Annotated in this window: 15 protein-coding genes and 2 pseudogenes; 10 read left to right on the top strand and 7 right to left on the bottom strand. The window is 66.8% G+C overall.

Features of this window, described 5'->3' with window-relative positions; translation table 11 throughout:
* Positions 1-13: 13 nt before the first annotated feature.
* From C3B78_RS05300 to C3B78_RS05285, 4 genes are all read left to right on the top strand, one after another.
* Positions 14-283 (top strand): GlsB/YeaQ/YmgE family stress response membrane protein, encoded by a 270-nt coding sequence (locus tag C3B78_RS05300; RefSeq protein WP_104997136.1) that lies wholly within the window; start codon positions 14-16, stop codon positions 281-283.
* A 226-nt stretch (positions 284-509) separates the two neighbouring features.
* Positions 510-2609 (top strand): putative bifunctional diguanylate cyclase/phosphodiesterase, encoded by a 2100-nt coding sequence (locus C3B78_RS05295; protein ID WP_234005529.1) that lies wholly within the window; start codon positions 510-512, stop codon positions 2607-2609.
* 141 nt (positions 2610-2750) lie between these two features.
* The gene (locus C3B78_RS05290; protein ID WP_234005528.1) at positions 2751-5804 is read left to right on the top strand and encodes a hybrid sensor histidine kinase/response regulator; all 3054 of its coding nucleotides are present in this window, start codon (positions 2751-2753) and stop codon (positions 5802-5804) included.
* Positions 5801-6718: a GGDEF domain-containing response regulator gene (locus tag C3B78_RS05285; RefSeq protein WP_104997134.1), complete on the top strand. Its 918-nt coding sequence runs from the start codon at positions 5801-5803 to the stop codon at positions 6716-6718. Before C3B78_RS05290 ends, C3B78_RS05285 begins: the two co-directional genes overlap by 4 nt.
* Here C3B78_RS05285 and C3B78_RS05280 read toward each other — a convergent pair.
* Positions 6715-7137, bottom strand: a complete 423-nt coding sequence (locus C3B78_RS05280) for a hypothetical protein (protein ID WP_104997133.1) — start codon at positions 7135-7137, stop codon at positions 6715-6717. The two genes, C3B78_RS05285 and C3B78_RS05280, sit on opposite strands and share 4 nt — an antisense overlap.
* Positions 7138-7347: 210 nt before the next feature.
* Between C3B78_RS05280 and C3B78_RS05275 the strand changes: the two are divergent.
* A pseudogene (locus C3B78_RS05275) lies at positions 7348-7772 on the top strand (dihydrofolate reductase family protein).
* Between the two features lie 39 nt (positions 7773-7811).
* Entirely contained in the window at positions 7812-8033 is a 222-nt protein-coding gene (locus tag C3B78_RS05270; RefSeq protein WP_104997132.1) for a hypothetical protein, read from the top strand.
* A 181-nt stretch (positions 8034-8214) separates the two neighbouring features.
* Here the strand turns inward: C3B78_RS05270 and C3B78_RS05265 are convergent.
* Positions 8215-8541 (bottom strand): annotated as a pseudogene (locus C3B78_RS05265) (hypothetical protein); the annotation flags it as partial.
* Positions 8542-8601: 60 nt separating this feature from the next.
* The gene (locus tag C3B78_RS05260) at positions 8602-10062 is read right to left on the bottom strand and encodes an aminotransferase-like domain-containing protein (protein WP_104997130.1); all 1461 of its coding nucleotides are present in this window, start codon (positions 10060-10062) and stop codon (positions 8602-8604) included.
* On the opposite strand from C3B78_RS05260, the gene C3B78_RS05255 reads away from it, so the two are divergent.
* Both C3B78_RS05255 and C3B78_RS05250 read left to right on the top strand, forming a co-directional pair.
* Positions 10061-11041 (top strand): DMT family transporter, encoded by a 981-nt coding sequence (locus C3B78_RS05255; protein ID WP_104999648.1) that lies wholly within the window; start codon positions 10061-10063, stop codon positions 11039-11041. The genes C3B78_RS05260 and C3B78_RS05255 overlap by 2 nt on opposite strands.
* Before the next feature lie 4 nt (positions 11042-11045).
* Positions 11046-11675 carry an FMN-binding negative transcriptional regulator gene (locus tag C3B78_RS05250; RefSeq protein WP_104997129.1) on the top strand — a complete coding sequence of 210 codons (630 nt, stop codon included), beginning with the start codon at positions 11046-11048 and terminating at the stop codon, positions 11673-11675.
* A gap of 62 nt (positions 11676-11737) precedes the next feature.
* Here the strand turns inward: C3B78_RS05250 and C3B78_RS05245 are convergent, their stop codons facing one another.
* A complete protein-coding gene (locus C3B78_RS05245) occupies positions 11738-12559 on the bottom strand; it encodes an SDR family NAD(P)-dependent oxidoreductase (RefSeq protein WP_104997128.1) in 822 nt (273 codons plus the stop codon).
* A gap of 147 nt (positions 12560-12706) precedes the next feature.
* Between C3B78_RS05245 and C3B78_RS05240 the strand changes: the two genes are divergently transcribed.
* A complete protein-coding gene (locus C3B78_RS05240) occupies positions 12707-13093 on the top strand; it encodes a TfoX/Sxy family protein (protein ID WP_104997127.1) in 387 nt (128 codons plus the stop codon).
* Here C3B78_RS05240 and C3B78_RS05235 read toward each other — a convergent pair whose 3' ends face one another.
* The gene (locus C3B78_RS05235; protein ID WP_104997126.1) at positions 13094-13747 is read right to left on the bottom strand and encodes a LysE family translocator; all 654 of its coding nucleotides are present in this window, start codon (positions 13745-13747) and stop codon (positions 13094-13096) included.
* 105 nt (positions 13748-13852) lie between these two features.
* On the opposite strand from C3B78_RS05235, the gene C3B78_RS05230 reads away from it, so the two are divergent.
* Positions 13853-15442 carry an alkaline phosphatase D family protein gene (locus C3B78_RS05230; RefSeq protein ID WP_104997125.1) on the top strand — a complete coding sequence of 530 codons (1590 nt, stop codon included), beginning with the start codon at positions 13853-13855 and terminating at the stop codon, positions 15440-15442.
* Between the two features lie 80 nt (positions 15443-15522).
* On the opposite strand, the gene C3B78_RS05225 is transcribed toward C3B78_RS05230, so the two are convergent.
* Both C3B78_RS05225 and C3B78_RS05220 read right to left on the bottom strand, forming a co-directional pair.
* On the bottom strand, positions 15523-16260 hold the full coding sequence (locus C3B78_RS05225) for a hypothetical protein (protein ID WP_104999647.1): 738 nt from the start codon (positions 16258-16260) through the stop codon (positions 15523-15525).
* 255 nt (positions 16261-16515) lie between these two features.
* The gene (locus C3B78_RS05220) at positions 16516-17919 is read right to left on the bottom strand and encodes a GntP family permease (protein WP_104997124.1); all 1404 of its coding nucleotides are present in this window, start codon (positions 17917-17919) and stop codon (positions 16516-16518) included.
* Positions 17920-17927 lie beyond the last annotated feature (8 nt).

The raw sequence follows: 17927 nt of genomic DNA, 5'->3' as shown, positions 1-17927 counted from the left end.
AAGGAGTGGCAACATGGGTATTCTCGGATTTCTCATTTTGGGCCTGATCGCCGGCGCCATTGCAAAGGCCATCTTGCCTGGCCGCCAAGGCGGAGGCTGGGTGGTTACCCTGGTTCTCGGCGTTGTCGGCGCCCTTTTGGGCGGCTGGATCGGCTCGCTGATTTTCGGCGGCGGACTGGCTGAATTCTTCGATCTCCGCACCTGGCTGCTGGCCATTCTTGGTTCAGTCATCGTGCTCCTGGTTTACGGTGCGGTTGCCAACCGCAGTGGCCGCCGGGTGTAGCAACCCCACATATTCCTCAACAAGAAAATAGCGCCGCCCCTCCAAGGGGCGGCGCTATTTGTGTTCCCGGTGGGACCTGGCAACCGGGCCGCACGCACACAGGGCGCCCGGCAGCCGGTAACCAGTTCCTGCTGTTCCGTCACCAATTCAGCATTCGCGCTTTATGATGTGCGGGGGGGGCGCAATGATTGATGACTGGAACCACAGGAAAAATCCGGCAGCACAAATGTTCGGCACAGTCCTGGACGCCAGCCCGGACGCTCTCTTGTCCATCGCGGCCGATGGCAGCATCGCAATGGCCAACGCCGCCGCAGGGAGGATGTTCGGGTACTTCAGCAGGGACCTGGCCGGGCGGGACCACAGGATGCTCCTGGCCGAGGGCTTCCGCGGCGAGGTGGAACAGCTTTTCGCCAGGCTCCTTGCCGGGCCCGAGGAGCATCTCCCGCCCCGCGAAATCTACGGAGTGCGCGGGGACGGGACGGAGTTCCCCGCTGAAGCGGCGGGTTCCCTGATGCCGGGATCCGACGACGGCGTCCCCGCCGGGCCGCTACTGCTGCTGTCCGTCCGGGGTACTTCCCACCGCCAGGACGCGGACGCCGACCTGCGGGAGGCGATGTCCCTGCTGACCGCCACGCTGGAGTCAACCGCGGATGGCATCCTGGTCATCAATTCCCACGGCAGCGTCGCCGGGTTCAATGACCAGTTCCTTACCATGTGGGGAATGCCTGCGGAGCTTTTCCAGAGTGGCAGCGAAGAGCGCATCCTGCAGCTCATTCTCGCCCAGCTCGTCGCCCCGGATGCGTTCATGGCCCGGATGGCGGAGCTCGAAGCGGACCCGGCCGCGGAAAGCCATGACATCCTGGAATTCAAGGACGGCCGGACCCTGGAGCGGTATTCCCGCCCCCAGCGCGTGGGGGACGAAGTGGTGGGCAGGGTGTGGAGCTTCCGGGATGTAACGCCGCGGCGGAAGGCCGAGGAGCAGGCCCGCCAGGCCATGATGGACTTGGCGGCGCAGACGGAGAAGCTGCGCGCGATGGCGTTCCAGGACCCGCTCACGGGGCTGGCCAACAGGGCAGTTTTCAATGACGCACTGGCGGATGCGCTTAAGGAGCCGCGGCTGAAGACCGTCGACGTCCTGCTCCTGGACCTGGACGACTTCAAGGAAGTCAATGACATCCTCGGCCACCAGGCCGGGGATGACATGCTGACGGAGGTGGCCCGCCGGCTCGCCGGCTGTGTCCCGACTGCGGACGTGGTGGCCAGGCTGGGCGGTGACGAATTCGTTGTGCTCCTGACCGCCTGCCCGGACGCCGACGCCATTGCCGAATGCATCGTCCGGTGCCTGAACGTCCCGGTCACCATCCAGGGCACGGTCCTGCGGCCAAGCCTCAGCCTGGGGCTCGCCTCCCTGGCCCGGGACAATGTGGGCGCCTCCGAGCTCCTGCGCCAGGCCGACATTGCCATGTACGCGGCCAAGGCCGCCGGCAAGAACCGGTTCCTGCGCTTCCACCCGGAGATGATGACGGCCCTGGTGCAACGGACCTACATGGAGGGCGGGCTGCAGCTTGCCGTGGCCCGGAGCGAGATCTCGGTGGATTTCCAGCCCATCGTTTCCCACCGCATGGGGCAGGTGGTCACGTTGGAGGCACTGGCGAGGTGGGACAGCGACGGCACCCGGGTCCCGCCGTCGGTCTTCATCCCGCTGGCAGAACGCACGGGACTGATCAACGAGATCGGTGCCGAAGTGATGGCACGCGGCATGGCGGAGCTGGCGCCCTGGCTCAGCCGGGACCCGTCCCGGTCGCTCGCCGTGAACGTCTCCGGTGTCCAGCTGCAGGACCCGGATTTCGCGCAAACCGTCCTGGGGCTCGCGGAGACCAAGGGCGTAGCCGCCTACCAGCTGGTCCTGGAGGTCACCGAGAGCGTGTTCTTCGACGCCGACTGCACCCTGATCAAACAGCTCAGCACCCTGCGGGACGCGGGCGCCAGGGTTGCCCTGGACGACTTCGGCACCGGCTATTCCTCGCTGGGCAGGCTTCAGGACCTGCCGGTGGACACTGTGAAGATCGACAAGACGTTCGTATCCATGGTGCACACCGGCAACGAGCGGCTCCCCATCCTCAGCTCCATGATCAACATGGCCCACAGCCTTGGCCTGACGGTCACGGCGGAAGGTGTGGAAACGGCAGCGCAGGCGGACTACCTCACGGCACTCGAATGCGACACGCTCCAGGGGTACCTGTTCTCGCTCCCGCAGCCCGGCCGGCGGCTGGACCAGGCGTTGCAGCGTGCGGAGGAAGTGCTCAATGCCCTCAAGGAGCGGTAGCGCCGCCCGGGAGGGGCGCGCCTTCCGCCTGAGGGGGATAGCATGGAAGGGCGCCTCCGCCCAGGTCTCGGGTGGGCTCCGATTACGGTTCCTCAGCGGTAACGGCTTCGGAGTACAGGCGCACGTAGGGGGAGGTTCCGCGTGTCTCAGACTGGTCTCCTGGAGGGTCGGTCCGCCGGCGGCAGCAACACGGCGCCGCTAAAGTGGCCGGCTGTGTCCACGGGCGCGGCCTTGGCTGTGCTCGGACTGTTCCTTGCCGTAAACAGCGGGTCTCCGGCCGCCCTCGTGACGGGTGACTTCCTGATCCTGGCAGCTTCCTTGCTTGCCGGAGCAAGCTGCACGCGTGCTGCGCTGCGAGGGGGCGTCAATGCCAGGGCCTGGGCCTTTGTAGCTGTCGCTGCCTTTATGTGGGCCGCCGGGATGGCCCTCTACGCCTTCTACGGCCTCGCGAACAACCACGTATATCCGTTCCCCTCCCTGGCGGATGCCCTGTTCATCGGCTACTCGGTGCCCGCGGTCGCCGCCCTCTTTGCGTTTAAGAGGCGCAGCGGCAACCATGCGGTGGCGCTGTACCGGGCGGTCATGGATGCTGCCGTGATTGCCGGTTCTGTCCTGGTGGTCAGCTGGTACATGGTGCTTGGGCAGGCCTTCGAGGCCGAGGGCGATCCGCTGGCGCGGCTCACCGGGATGGCCTACCCCGTGGCGGATCTGGTGATTACGTCCCTGGTCCTGGTCCTTGCCATGCGGCGCCAGCCGGGCGAGCGGCGGCCATGGCTGTTCCTGGGCGGCGGCCTGCTGGTTCTGGCCGTGACGGACAGCGTCTACGTGCGGATGACGTTCGACGGCGTTACCGGCACCACCGGGTCGCCCCTGGCCCTGGGATGGATCATCGCCTTCCTCCTGATTGCCTTGGCCCCGCTGGCTCCGTACGAGGAAAGCTCGGGGACGGACCGGGCTGGCTACACCCTGGCCCTGGAGTTGCTGCCGTACGTCCCGCTCCTCATGGCGGTGGTGCTGTTCGCGGGGCCCCACATGGACGAACTTGAGCCGTTCCTGCTGGTGGTAGGCGCTGCCGTGCTGGTGTTTGTCATGGTCCGGCAGGTTCTGATTATTTTTGAGAACATCACCCTCACCACCGGGCTGGAGGATGAAGTGGCCGTCCGGACCAGGGAACTGGAAGCGGCCCGTGAGGCGGCGATGGAGTCCAGCCGGCTGAAGTCGGAGTTCCTGGCCACCATGAGCCATGAAATCCGCACCCCCATGAACGGGGTGGTGGGCCTGACGGCCCTGTTGCTGGAAACCCCGCTGGACCCGACCCAGAAGCAGTATGCGGAAGGTGTCAAAAGCGCCGGGGAGGCACTGCTGGCCCTGATCAACGACATCCTCGATTTCTCCAAGCTGGAGGCCGGCAAGGTTGATTTGGAGGCGCGTCCCTTTGATCCGCGCACGTTGGTGGAGGAGGTGGCCGGGCTCCTGGCGGAACCGGCACAGGCCAAGAGCCTGGAGCTGATCGCCTACTGCGAGCCGGACGTCCCGGTACGGCTGGTGGGTGACTCCGGCCGGATCCGGCAGGTCCTCCTGAATCTTGCCTCCAACGCGGTTAAATTCACGGCGTCAGGCGAGGTGTCCATAAGGGTTACAACGGAGAGCCCCGGAGCGGCACCCGGAAGCACCGCCATGGCGTGCTTCGAGGTGCGTGACACCGGCATCGGGATCCACCCTTCCCAGCTTGGCAGGCTTTTCCAGTCGTTCTCCCAGGCCGATGCCTCCACCACCAGGAGATACGGCGGTACCGGACTGGGCCTCGCCATCTGCCGCCGCCTGGCCGATGCGATGGATGGCGAGATTTCCGTTGAGAGTGCTCCGGGGAAGGGCAGCACCTTCCAGTTCCGGCTGCCCCTGCCGGTTGCCCCGCCGTCCACCGACCCGGTTCCGGCAGCCGGTTTCCTGAGCGGCCTGCGGGTTTTGGTGGTGGATGACAACGCCACCAACAGGCTGGTCCTCGAGTCCCAGTTGCGCGGCTGGCAGCTGCAGCCGGAAGCGTTCCCCGATGCTGCCTCAGCGCTGGTGCGTGCCCGCGAGGCACACGCAGCCGGAGAACCCTTCCACCTGGCAGTCCTGGACTTGTGCATGCCGGGCATGGACGGGCTGGAGCTGGCGCGGCGCCTGAAAGGCGAAGCCGCCCTGGCGGATATCGAACTGATAATGCTCACGTCCACCATGCAGGTCAACGCGGCCGAGATCACGGATGCGGGCGTGCGCGAATGGCTCATGAAGCCGGTCCGAAGTTCCGAGTTCTACAACCGGCTGGTCCGCCTCATATCCACGCACGAGCCCTCCGTTCCGGCCGCCGGTTCAGTACCGCCGGTGCCGGTGACGGACGGGCCATCGAAGGGGCGCATCCTGGTGGTGGAGGACAACGAGGTCAACCAACTGGTGGCCCGCGCAACGGTCAGCGGACTCGGCTATGCCGTGGACGTGGTGTCCAACGGCGCAGAGGCCCTCACCGCCACCGCGGATTCCAGGTACTCAGCCGTTCTGATGGACTGCCACATGCCGGTGATGGACGGTTTCGAGGCCACGCGGCAGATCCGGGGCAGGGCCGGCACCCATACCCGCCTGCCGATCATTGCCATGACGGCGGGGGCGCTGGACGGCGACCGGGAACGCTGCCTGGCAGCCGGCATGGACGACTACCTGGCAAAGCCCGTGGATGCCGCAGCCCTGGAAGCCACGCTGGCCCGCTGGGTTCCGGAACCTGAGCCCCAGCGCGTCCCCCAGGCTGTCCAGCGCCCGCTTGCCGTCACCGGGGTCCGGGCTCCTGCCGATCCCGTAGGCCCGCCGATTCTGGACCGGGACAGGCTTGCGATCCTGCGGGACCTGGGGCCCGGCGACGGCCTGGGACTGCTGCCCGCGGCGGTGGCCGCGTTCAGGCGGGAGCTCCCCGGACGCCTCGCGGCGCTGCGTGCAGCAGTGAACGACGGCGATTGGCCCGCCCTTGCCAGGGCGGCGCACGCGCTCAAGGGGGCGGCAGCCAATATCGGGGCGGCGCAAGTAGCGGGGACCTGTGCAGAGCTGGAGCGGATGGGGCGCAGCGCACGGGACGGCGACGGCCCGGGACTGGTCCGCCGTCTCGAGGCTGAACTGCGGCTGCTGGACGCAGGACTCGACACGGCGTTAAAGGAGGCCACGTGAAGGTGCTGGTAGCTGACGACGATCCAGGGTCGCTGATGGTGGCAAGGGCCGCCGTCGAGCGCTCCGGGCACGACTGCCTGGCAGCAGCCGACGGCGACCAGGCCTGGGCCCTCTACCTGGAGCACCAACCCGATGTGGTGGTAACGGACAGGGTGATGCCGGGAATGGACGGGATGGCCTTGTGCCGGGCCATCCGGGAGCGGGAGGAGGACCTTTACACCTACGTCGTCCTGCTCACGTCGCAGGGGTCCCGCGAGGACATACTGGCCGGGCTCAAGGCCGGGGCCGACGATTACGTCACCAAGCCGTTGGACCCCTTCGTGCTGCAGGCCCGGCTGCTGGTGGCGCTGCGTGTCACCACCCTCCACGCGGACCTGGCGCACTACCGCAGGGTCCTGGCCCGGCAGGCGCGCACAGACCCGCTGACAGGGCTGCACAACCGGCTGAAGCTCTCGGAGGATCTGGAGCAGCTCCACCAGCGGAGCGTTCGGTACGGGGAAAAGTACAGCCTGGCCATGTGCGACGTGGACAACTTCAAGACCTACAACGACCTCTATGGCCACCCCGCAGGCGACCAGGCCCTGCGGGCTGTGGCGGAAGCGCTGCTCAGCTCCGTCCGGAAAAGCGACGGCGTGTACCGCTTCGGCGGGGAGGAGTTCCTGCTGGTACTGCCCCGGCAGTCGGTATCCGGCGCGAAGGCACTGATGGAACGGGCCCTGGATGCTGTACGGGGCCTGGCAATCGCGCACGCCGGCGATCCTACCGGCCAGCTGCGGCTCAGTGCTGGGCTCTCCGCATTCACCGCGGAGCACCCAGTGGATACGGTTACCCTGCTGGGTGAGGCCGATGCGGCCCTGTACGCAGCAAAGGCCGCGGGGCGAAACAGGGTGGAACTGGCGCGGCGGTCCGGCTAGGCAGCCTTCTTGGAGCCGGGCTTCTTCTGGGCGGGCTTCTGCTGGACCGGTTTCCGGGGTGCCGTCCGATCCGCTCCTGGCTGGTCCTGAGCCGGCACAGGCTGGGCGGCGGATTCTTCTTCGGCTGTGACATCCTGATCCGATGCCCGCGCTGCTTCAATGGCGCCCGCTGCTTCAGTTGTGCGGTTGCGCCGCCAGCGCCGGACCAGGTCGACGGCGGCCGCTGCGCCGGCAAGAGGGGTGAGCACCGCGGCCATGTAGACAAACAGCATCCACGTGAGCGTCGTCAGCGGCGGCTGGTTGTTGTTCAGGAGGGACAGCCCGCCCAAGAGTCCCACGGCCCAGAAGAGCAGGACAGCCGTAAGTACTGCACCGGCCGGGAAATACTGGTTGGTCACGATTTTTTTCAGGGTTTCCATGCACTTCCTCCTGCCTGGCCGGGGCGCGGCAACGGCCGCTCACCACAAGTATGGGGCCCGGAATCAGCGAAACCCCGCAAGACGCCGCGGCGAGTGATGAACGTAACTGGAGCAGCCGCCGTCGTGCATTCCAGCACGGACCTTCCGCTCGCCGGGAGGGCGCACTAGCGTGTTGCCTGTCCACTCGAAAGGCATTCCCGAAAGGTCCCCATGCGCAAAGTCACTGCCGGCCTGTTCCACTCCGTGGACGGGGTGGTCTCCGATCCCTACAGGTTCCAGTTCGACAGCTTCGACGACGAACTGGGAGCCGGCCTGAGCACCATGATGGAAACGGTGGACACCGTGGTGCTGGGCCGGGTGAGCTACCAGGAGTGGGCAGCCTACTGGCCCAATGCGTCGGTGGACGAGGACTTTGCCGCCTTCATCAACCCGGTGGAGAAGTTTGTGGCGTCGCGGACCCTGGCGGAGCCGCTGGAGTGGCACAACTCGCGGCTGATGGACGCGCCGCTGGAGGAACGGGAACCGGCCGGCGCCTGTTCCAGGACGGCGACCCAACCACCCGGCTGGTGCTGCAGGACGAGTCCCGGACCAGCAAAGGCAACGTGATCAGCACCCACGGGAGGCTCGGGGCGTAGGCCCTACTATCCGCACCGGGTCTGTGAAAGGGTTTGAATATGGATGAAGAAACCAACAGTCCTGATGACGAGGCAGTCCCGGGCACCGGCGTCAATGACCATGCCTGGGAACGGGAGCACCGGCATCCCACGCCTGAACAGGCCCGGTCCATCGGCTACCGGCGCAGGGATGCCGAAGCGAAACTTGAGCAGCACCAGATTGAGGCCCGCGAAAAGGCAGCACACTCCGAGGAACACCACGCCGAGGACACGAAGGACTGACCCGGGTGGACACGGACCCCGGGGCCACGACTATGGGTCGCGGTCAGCACTATGAGTCAGGACCACGGCGCCGGGTCCACGGCGCTCCCCGGGGTTGATGGATACGCGCCTGCCGGGCGGGCAGCGCCCGGCGGGACTCCGGTGTGGCGTGCGCCCTGCAGCACCTCGTTGACCGCCTGCCTTATGGTGAGGGATTTTCCGCCGGCCCAGGCAATCCAAAACGGATAGGACCGGCTTCCGCCCGGACGCGCGCGGTGATGGTTGCCACGCGTTTCTCTTCCTCCGTGTTCAAGGGCCGCACGTGCTCCCACCGGTAAGCATTAGCTGCTGCAAGCAACCTGATGGCGAACTCCAGGCGGTTCTGCCCGGCATAGACTCCAGCCAGTGATTCAAGAGATGCAGCGAGGTTCCCGTGGACCCCGAGTTCCAGCGACGCGTCCACAGCCTCAAGCAGAAGCCGTTCGGCGGTCACGCAGTCGCCTGCCTGTTCCTTGCACTCCGCAAGGTTAGTGAGTGCGGAAGGGCCGTTTACACCATCAGCACCGAGGGTGTGTGGACCCTGGTCAGTTCATCCGGGACTGCCACTGACGTCTGCGCGGTCCTGGCCAGCTGACTCCCAGGCCAGGTTCCGCTCCAGCATCTGGCCAATGATCCGGGCGCCTTCCGGGAAGGCGCCCGGATTCGTGCCGGAGTAGTTGAGCCGGACGAAAGGACCCGCAGGCTCAGCCGGGAACCACTCGTCGCCAGGGGCAATAATGACCCCAGCGGCTTCGCAGTCCCGGGCCAGGCGCGCCAGGTCCGTTCCGTCTGGAAGCCGCAACCACAGGTGGAGCCCGCCTCTCGGCACCTGCTCAAGGTGTGCCCGGGGGATATGCTCCCGCACGCTGGTGACCAGCAGGTCCCTGCGGGATTCAAGCTGGTGGCGCAGGCTGCGCAGGTGCGTCTGCCACCCTGGTTGCGTGACGACGTCGAGCGCGGCCGCCTGCAGCAGTCCGCTCACGTACATCGATTCGGCGGCCCGGTCTGCAAGGATGCGCTCCCGTGCCGGCCCGCGGGCAATGAGCGCCGCCACCCGGATGGAAGTGGACACGCTCTTGGTCAGCGAGCGCAGGTAGACGACGTGCCCGGAATCGTCGCGGGACGCTACGGGCACGGGGCTGGAGGTGATGCCAAAGTCGTGTGCCCAGTCGTCCTCCACCAGGAACGCGCCCTTCGCGCGGACCACGTCCAGGACCTCGTCGCGGCGTTCCGAAGCCCACTGCGCGCCGGTGGGGTTTGCATAGTTGGGCTGCGCGTAGAAAACCCGCGCCCCGGACTCGTCAAAGGCGCGGGCAAGCTCCATGGCATCCGGCCCTTCCGGGCCGCTGGGCACCGGGACTACGCGGACGCCCGCCTGCGCGGCGGCGAGGATGGCCCCCCAGTAGGACGGCGACTCCATCAGCAACGGCTGTCCCCTGCCCACCAGCGCGCTGAAGATGGAGCTCAGCCCGCTCTGGCTGCCGGGGAGTACGACGACGTCGCTTGGGTTCGGCGGCGAAATTCCCGCCGGCGTCGACGTGCTGAGCTCGTGGGCGAACCACGACTGCAGTTCGGGCAGGCCGGCGGCGGGCGGCCTGGACAGTGCCGCGTCACCGCGGGAGGCGCGGGCAAGGGCCGCCCGCACCAACCGTTCCGGGAGGAGCTCGCGGGCAGGATAGCCGGAGTGGAAGGCGATGGCGCCAAGCGGCACGTCCCGCATGGTGGCAGAAGCTGGCGGCAGCGCCGCCGACGGCGAGCGGAGCGCCGCCGTCTGCCAGCCGTAGTCGGACGGGCGCGCCATCCGGACAGCCCGCACGAACGTCCCCACGCCGGGACGGCTTTCAATGAGGCCCTGGGCCGTGAGGGTCTGCAGGGCCTTCTGCACGGTGACCGGGCTGGCCTGGTACTCGGCCACGAGGGAACGGGTGGACGGCAGTTTCGCTCCCGGCGCGGCTGAAGACATCCAGGATTTCAGGTGCGCCACTATCCGCGAACTGCTATCGTTGTTCATGAAAGATAATAGTAGCGCTACTCTGCCTTCCCGCGCAGTGATACTAAGGCCGCAGCCGTCCGGGCTGTGGCTGGGCCTGGCGGGCGTGGCAGCCTTTTCCTTCACCGTACCGCTCACGAAGGTTGCCGTTGCGGGGCTGTCCCCGCTGTTCATCGGCTCCGGCCGGGCTGTGGTGGCCGGCGTCCTGGCGGCTTCCGCTCTGGCCCTTAGCCGGCAACGGCTCCCCCGCGGAACGCAGTGGCTGCGCCTGGCGGTGGTGGCGGCCGGCGTCGTGATTGGCTTTCCGCTACTGACCTCCTTTGCCCTGACCAGCACCCCGGCAAGCCACGGCGCCGTGGTCATCGCCTTGCTCCCTGCGGCAACAGCGACGGCCGCCGTTATCCGCGGGCGGGAACGCCCGCCGCTTGCCTTCTGGCTCATCAGCGGCCTCGGCGCCTTTGCGGTCATCGCCTTCGCTTCCCTGCAGTCCGGCGGCCTGGGCGTCCTGCACTGGGCGGACCTGCTGCTCCTGGGTTCAGTGGCGGCTGCTGCAGTCGGCTACGCAGAGGGCGGCCTGCTTGCCCGTGAACTGGGTTCCTGGCAGACCATTTCCTGGGCGCTGGTCCTCGCTTTGCCGCTGATGCTGGCCGCGGCCGCCGTCTCCGCCATCCAGCAGCCGCCGTCCGCAACCCTGGCGCAGTGGGCCGCTTTCGCGTACCTCGCCGTGGTGAGCATGTTCCTGGGGTTCTTTGCCTGGTACCGCGGCTTGGCCATCGGACCTATTGCCCGGGTCAGCCAGATCCAGCTCATCCAGCCTGTGCTCAGCATCTGCTGGGCGGCGCTCCTGCTGGGCGAGGGCCTGACATGGTCCACGGTCCTCGGCGGGCTGGCCGTCATTCTATGCGCCGGAGCCGCAGTCCGGGTCCGGTTCAGGCCCGCGCCGGACGCCCTCCCCAGCACCGTCCTCCCCAGCACCGTCCTCCAGCCAGCAAAGGATTAACCGCATGTACGTTCCAGCCCACTTTGCCGCGGTCCCCGCAACCGTGCAGGACCTCCTCACCCGCCCGCGAGCCGCGAACCTGGTCACGATGACCCCGCACGGCCTCCTCGCCACGCTCCTGCCCTTCGTTTACGATCCCGACTCCGGCGAGCACGGCTCGCTGCAGGGGCACGTTGCGCGGAACAACACGCAATGGTCCCAGCCCGCCGCCGGGGATGCCCTGGCCATCATCCAGGGAGCGGACGCCTACGTTTCCCCGTCCTGGTACGCGTCCAAGGCCGAGCACGGACGCGTTGTGCCCACCTGGAACTACACCACGGCACACGTCTACGGACGGCTGGTGATCCACGACGACCCGGAATGGCTGGACCGGCAGGTCCGGCGCCTCACGGGACTGCACGAGGCCGGCTTCGCCCACCCGTGGAGCGTGGATGACGCCCCTGGCCGGTACATCGCCGGGCAGCTGCGGGCCATCGTGGGGGTCGAACTGGTCATCACCCGGATCGAGGCCAAGGCCAAGCTGAGCCAGAACCGGTCCGAGGCGGACATTGACGGTGTGGTGGCAGGGCTTCATGCGCGGGGACAGTCAGAGGCCGCGGCCGATGTGCAGCAGGCCCGCCCCCGGCCCAACTAGGTAGCGCCAAGTGTCGTTTTGGAGGCTCAAAACGACACTTGGCGCTACCCGGTTGCAAGAACTCAGCGGGCCGCAACCAGCGCTTCGCTGGCCTCCCACAGGCCGCGCGCCAGCTCGGCGTCGTAGGCCTGGGGGTTGGCCTTGGCCAGGGCTCGCTTGTAGTAGTACGCGCCGGAGATCCAGTCCTTGCCCGCCGTGCCGTTGACCAGCCAGAGGAGGGTGTCCGCGCCCTGGTCCGGCGTGAGCATGAAGCGGTTCAGCAGCGTCTTGTAGGCGTGCCGGAACGGACTGCTGGACTCGGCCGCAAAATTTGTGCGGACCACGCCCGGGTGGAATGCCGCCGTCGTGATTCCCTGCTCGCCGAAGCGGCGGTGCAGCTCGGAGGTGAAAAGGATGTTGGCGAGCTTGCCGGTGCCGTAGGCGCGGTTGGTGGAGTAGGTGTGCTCCGCCGTGAGGTCGAACAGGTCCAGCTTGCCGAAGTTGTTGGCGCCGCTGGAGGTGTTAATGACTTTTGCGTCGCTGGCAACCAGGGTGTCCATCAGCAGCGTGGTGAGCAGGAACGGCGCCAGGTGGTTGACCTGGAACGTGGACTCGTTGCCGTCAACGGTGAGGGTGCGCTTGCCCATGATGCCGCCGGCGTTGTTGGCCAGAACGTCGATGCGCGGGTAGTCGGACTTCAGCTGGGCGGCGAGGGTGCGGACCTGCGCGAGCTCCGCGAAGTCGGTGGCAAAGTAGTCGGCGTCCAGTTCCTTGGCAATGGCCCGCGTCTTCTCCGCGGAACGGCCGACGACGACCACCTGCTCCCCTGCCTTGGCCAGCGTCCGCGCGGCTGCTGCGCCGATGCCGTCGCTGGCGCCGGTGATCACGATGGTGCGAGGAGTCAAGGGGTGTCCTTCGGTTGGGGAAGTCGCGGCGCCCGGGTTGGGCATGCTGCACTACCGGCACAACGACGGCGGCGCGGCAGGTGTTCCCCGGCGCGGACAAGAGGGCATATCCTGCACAGACCAGCCAGCCGAACCCGGGGGGAAACCATGGAAATGCCCAAAGCGTCGGACGCGGACAAGGAGCGCTTCCGGTCCCTGGTGCCGGACGGCCCCGGCGTGGTGGTGAAACCGATGTTCGGCAACCTCGGTGCGTTTGTTAATGGCAACATGTTCGCCGGCCTGTTCGGGTCCACCGTCGGGATCAAGCTCTCACCGGAGGACAGGCAGCAGCTCGAAGGCGCGGAGCGGACCGTCCCCTTCGGCCCGGCGGAGCGGCCCATGGGCGGCTACACAGGATTGCCGGAGGTGTGGAACGAGGAAGGCGACGGCGACGACGCCCGGGCCAAGGCGTGGATCCACAAGGCCTTCGAGTACGTGGCGGGGCTGCCGCCGAAGGAGCCGAAGGCCGCGAAGTCCCGGACGGCAGGCAAGTAGCTAGTGGGCGGGTTCGAGGACGAGCCTTAGCCCGAATCCCACCATGACCGTTCCCGTGATCCCGTCGATGATCCGGATGCTGCGTGCGCCCTTGAGCCAGCGGGAGGCGTACCCCGTGCCGAAGATCAGGAGGGTGAACCATGCCATCGCCAGGACGCAGTGGACGCCGGCGAGCAGCGTGCCCACCAGCAAGGGAGAGGCTCCGGCCGGCATGAACTGCGGAATGGTGGCTACGTAGAACACGCCAACTTTGGGGTTCAGGAGGTTTGTCACGGTCCCCGTGAACCAGCCCTTGTACAGGTCATCCCTGCCCGCCGCCGGCACATCGTCCTGGCCGGCCGGTGCAGCGGGCGCGCTGGCCTGCCTGCGGCTCTTCCACAGCAGGGACAGTCCCAGCCACACCATGTAGGCGGCGCCGGCAATAGTCACCACGCGGTAGGCGAACTCGGATGCGGCCAGTAGCGCAGATACGCCCACGGCTGCGGCGACTCCCCACAGCATCGCGCCGGTGCTGATGCCCGCGGCCGTGGCAAAGGCGTAGCGCCGGGACTTCGAGATCGAGGAGCGCAGCACCAGGGCAGTGTCCAGGCCGGGAATCAGGGTCAGCAGCCCCGCAACCAACGCAAACGAAAAGACAGCTTGTAGGAGGGTCACGGTCCAAGGATACGGCGGCGAACAAGACAGTTCTTGTCACGCAGTTAACCAGTCATTCATGCCGCCCTCAGCGCCCGTCCAACCGGCCTTCCTACGGTCGGAGGCATGGATAACATCTCACGCAGATCCCTGATTTCCGCCGGCCTCGGGGCAGGCCTCGTCGCCGCCCTGCCGGGTGCCGCCGTCGCCGTTTCAACAGCGGACGACGCCGGCCTCCGCACCGATCCCTTTATGCTCGGCATCGCGTCGGGCGAGCCGTGGCCGGACGGCTTCGTGATCTGGACCCGCCTGGCGCTGGATCCCCTGGCCGAGGACGGCTTGGGCGGCATGCCCTCCCGCCAGGTCCCGGTGGCCTGGGAGGTGGCCGAAGACGAGGGCATGCGCACGGTAGTAGCCCGCGGCGTCGAGCAGGCCGGGATCGAAACCGCCCACTCCGTCCACGTGGAACTGAAGGGCCTCAGGCCGGGCCGCGAATACTTCTACCGGTTCCGCAGCGGACGCCACATCAGCGCAACCGGCCGAACCCTGACCGCCCCGGCGCTGCACGAGACGCCTGCGTCCCTGGCCATGGCGTTTGCCAGCTGTTCGCAGTACGAGCACGGCTACTTCACCGCATACACCCGCCTTGCCGAGGACCACCCGGACCTGGTGCTGCACCTGGGCGACTACCTGTACGAGTACAAGAAGGGCAGCTACGTGATCGGCGGCGGCAACCCGCGCGACCACCAGGGCCCTGAGACTGTGAGCCTTGCCGGCTACCGCCAGCGGCACGCACAGTACAAGTCCGACGCCGACCTGCAGGCAGCGCACGCGATCGCGCCGTGGCTCGTGGTCTGGGATGACCACGAGGTGGACAACAACTGGGCGGACGAGGTTCCCGAGAACCGCGACCCCAACCAGATGAACGACACCACGGAGCGCTTCCGGCAGCGCCGCGCCGCCGCCTTCCAGGCGTACTACGAAAACATGCCGCTGCGGGCTTCATCCGTACCGGCCGGCTTCGACATGAAGATCTACCGCACCATCCAGTGGGGCCAGCTGGCCAACTTCCACATGATGGACACCCGGCAGTACCGCGACGACCAGCTCGCGGGCGACGGCTGGAAGAAGAACGTCGCCGAGCGCCTGGCCGAGAACCGCACCATCACCGGCGCCGAACAGGAGAAGTGGCTGCTGGACGGTTTCCGGAACTCCACCCAGCGCTGGGACATCCTGGGCCAGCAGGTGTTCTTCGCCGAGCGCGACCGCAACCAGGCGCCCGAGATCGATGACGTCTCGATGGACGGCTGGGACGGGTATGCCTCCTCACGCCGCCGCATCACCCAGGGCTGGGTGGACGCCAACGTGCGCAACGCCGTCGTACTTACCGGCGACGTGCACCGCAACTGGGCCAACGATCTCAAGGTGGACTACAAGGATCCCGCTTCCGCCGTGGTCGGCTCGGAACTGGTGTGCACATCGATCACCTCCACCGGCAACGGCACCGGCTCCACCACCGACCCGGTGACGGCCTGGAACCCGCACCTGAAGTTCTTCAACGACAACCGCGGCTACGTGAACACACGCATTACCCGCGATGCGATGACCGCAGACTTCCGGACGGTGGACTATGTCACGACGCCCGGCGCCCCCGTTTCGACGAAGGCCTCGTTCGCGATCCAGGACGGCGTGCCCGGGCTGCAGGCGCGCGGTTAGGCTCGAAAGCCGGTTCCAGCGGAAGGTCCGGCCGGCACACAGGCCGGACCTTCCGCTGCCAGGCGTCCGCTGCCGGAAGCCTAGGGCTGGACGACACTCACTAGTTCTGAACGGCTGCCCGTTTCCAGGTCCTCGGTAAGCACCAGGGCACCGACCTGGGGGCAGTGGTACTTGTGCTCCCGTGCATTCTTTTCAAGCGGAGTCCAGTCGTAGACCTTGACGCAGTCCGTGTAGGTGCCGGATTTTGTGGAGACCGTCTCGCCGACGGCGAGGGTGTCCCGCATATCTTCCGCATAGCCTGCGTAGAACTCCTGCCGGTAGGAGTCACCCACGCGCTGCTCGGCCTTCATCCAGATCCCCGCCTGCGCCCCGTCTTTCCCGTGGAGAAAGCTGCCGGAGTGGTTGATCAAAATCCCATTCCAGAAGTTGTTCACGTCCTCGCCGAAATACCACACGTCGCCGTTTTTGTGCTGCGCCAGATAATCCCGGGTTTCCTCCACGAGCTGCCCGTTCTTGAATTCCCTGTCCAGGTAAATGACGGTCTCAACACCCTCAATGGTCTTGGTCTCCTGCAGGATTTCGATTTCGATCGTCTCGGTGACCTTCCCCTGCTCAACGGTCTCATAGGTCAACTTTTTGCCGACCGGAAGGGCAAAGTATTTGTTCGTGATCTTGGTGCTGAAATCTGCGGGATTGACCTGGGGGGTGTACTCCGCCGCCCTGCTCCTCCTGGTGCTTTCAGTGACAAAAAGTGCCGCCCCGGCAGCTACGAGCAGCACTACGAGGACGGCCAGGAAAATCTTGGTTGGTTGATTCATGACCTTTCCCACTCCTTCTGAGTAGAAATTCCTATTGGGGGTCAGAGCACCTTTGCTTGCCCATGGCCATAGGAGAAAGGTAGTGCAGCCGGTCGCCAACCTGAAGCCCCTCGGCTACCCCTTACTAAGGAGGGTGATCCGTCCACGTTGGGGTATCTCCGGCACGCACTAAAAAAGTAAGTAGCGCCAAGTGTCGTTTTGGGGGTCCAAAACGACACTTGGCGCTACTTAGGTGGGGAGCCTTAATTTGGCAGGCTAACCCGCCAGGCCGGCCACCAGGAAGATCACCGCGGCGATGGCGAAGCCCATCACGCCGATGAGGGTTTCCATGACGGTCCAGGTCTTCAGGGTGGTCTTGACGTCCATGCCGAAGAAGCGGCCCACCAGCCAGAAGCCGGAGTCGTTGACGTGGGAGACCACCACGGAGCCGGCGGCCACGGCAATCACCAGGGCGGCAACCTGCATCCCGTTCAGCCCCGCCAGGGCAACAGCGGGGGCGATCAGGCCGGCGGTGGTGGTAAGCGCCACGGTGGCCGAACCCTGGGCGATGCGCAGGATGGCGGAGATCAGGAAACCGGCGAGGATGAGCGGGATACCCAGGTCGCCCAGGACGTCGGCCAGTGCCTGGCCAATGCCGGAGGTGCGCAGGACGCCGCCGAACATGCCGCCAGCGCCGGTGATCAGGATGACGGAGCAGACCGGGCCCAGGGATGATTCGAGCAACTTCTCAAGCGCGCCCGCGTCCTTGCCCCGCTTGGCGCCCAGCACGAACATGGCCACCAGCACGGCGATCAGCAGTGCCACGGGGGTTTCGCCGAGGGTGCGCAGGACCTGGTACCACTGCTCGTTCTTGACGCCTGCGGGCAGGACGTTGGAGGAAGCCAGGGTGTTCAGCCCGGTGTTCATGAAGATCAGGACCAACGGCAGGAGCAGCAGGCCCACGATGGTGCGGAAGCGCGGCGGGTGCGACTCGGCTTCGGCGGTGGCGTGGCCCAGGATTTCCGGCACGGGAAGGACCAGCTTCTTGCCGGTGTAGAGGCCGTACAGGTAGGCGGTGACGTACCAGGTGGGGATGGCGACGATGAGGCCGGCGATGGTCACCAGGCCAATGTTGGCGTCGAAGAAGGCCGCTGCGGACACCGGACCCGGGTGCGGCGGCAGGAAAATGTGCATCACGGAAAATGCGCCGGCGGCGGGCAGGCCGTAGCGGAGTACTCCCCCGCCCAAGCGGTGGGCCACAGCGAAGACCACGGGCAGCATGACCACCAGGCCGGCGTCGAAGAAGATGGGGAAGCCGAAGATCAGCGAGGCCAGGCCCAGCGCGAACGGGGCGCGCTTTTCGCCGAAGACGCCAATGAGGTAGTCGGCCAGCACCTTGGCGCCGCCGCTGGTTTCCACGATGCGGCCGAGCATCGCGCCCAGGCCCACCAGGAGTGCCACCGTGCCGAGCGTCGTGCCGAAGCCGTTGATCAGCACCGGGACCACCTGGTTTGCGGGGATGCCGGTGGCGAAGGCGGTGGCGAGGCTGACCAGGATCAGCGCCAACAGGGCGTGCATGCGCAGCCTGATGATCAGGAACAGCAGGACGAGGATCGCTGCCGCGGCGATGAGCAGCAGCGGGCCTGCGCCGAGTGTTTGGGTCCATCCTTCGATGGTCATGGTTCTCC

It is taken from the genome of Arthrobacter sp. PGP41, assembly GCF_002953935.1.
Taxonomy (GTDB): domain Bacteria; phylum Actinomycetota; class Actinomycetes; order Actinomycetales; family Micrococcaceae; genus Arthrobacter.
This window is presented reverse-complemented; position numbering and strand designations above follow the sequence as displayed.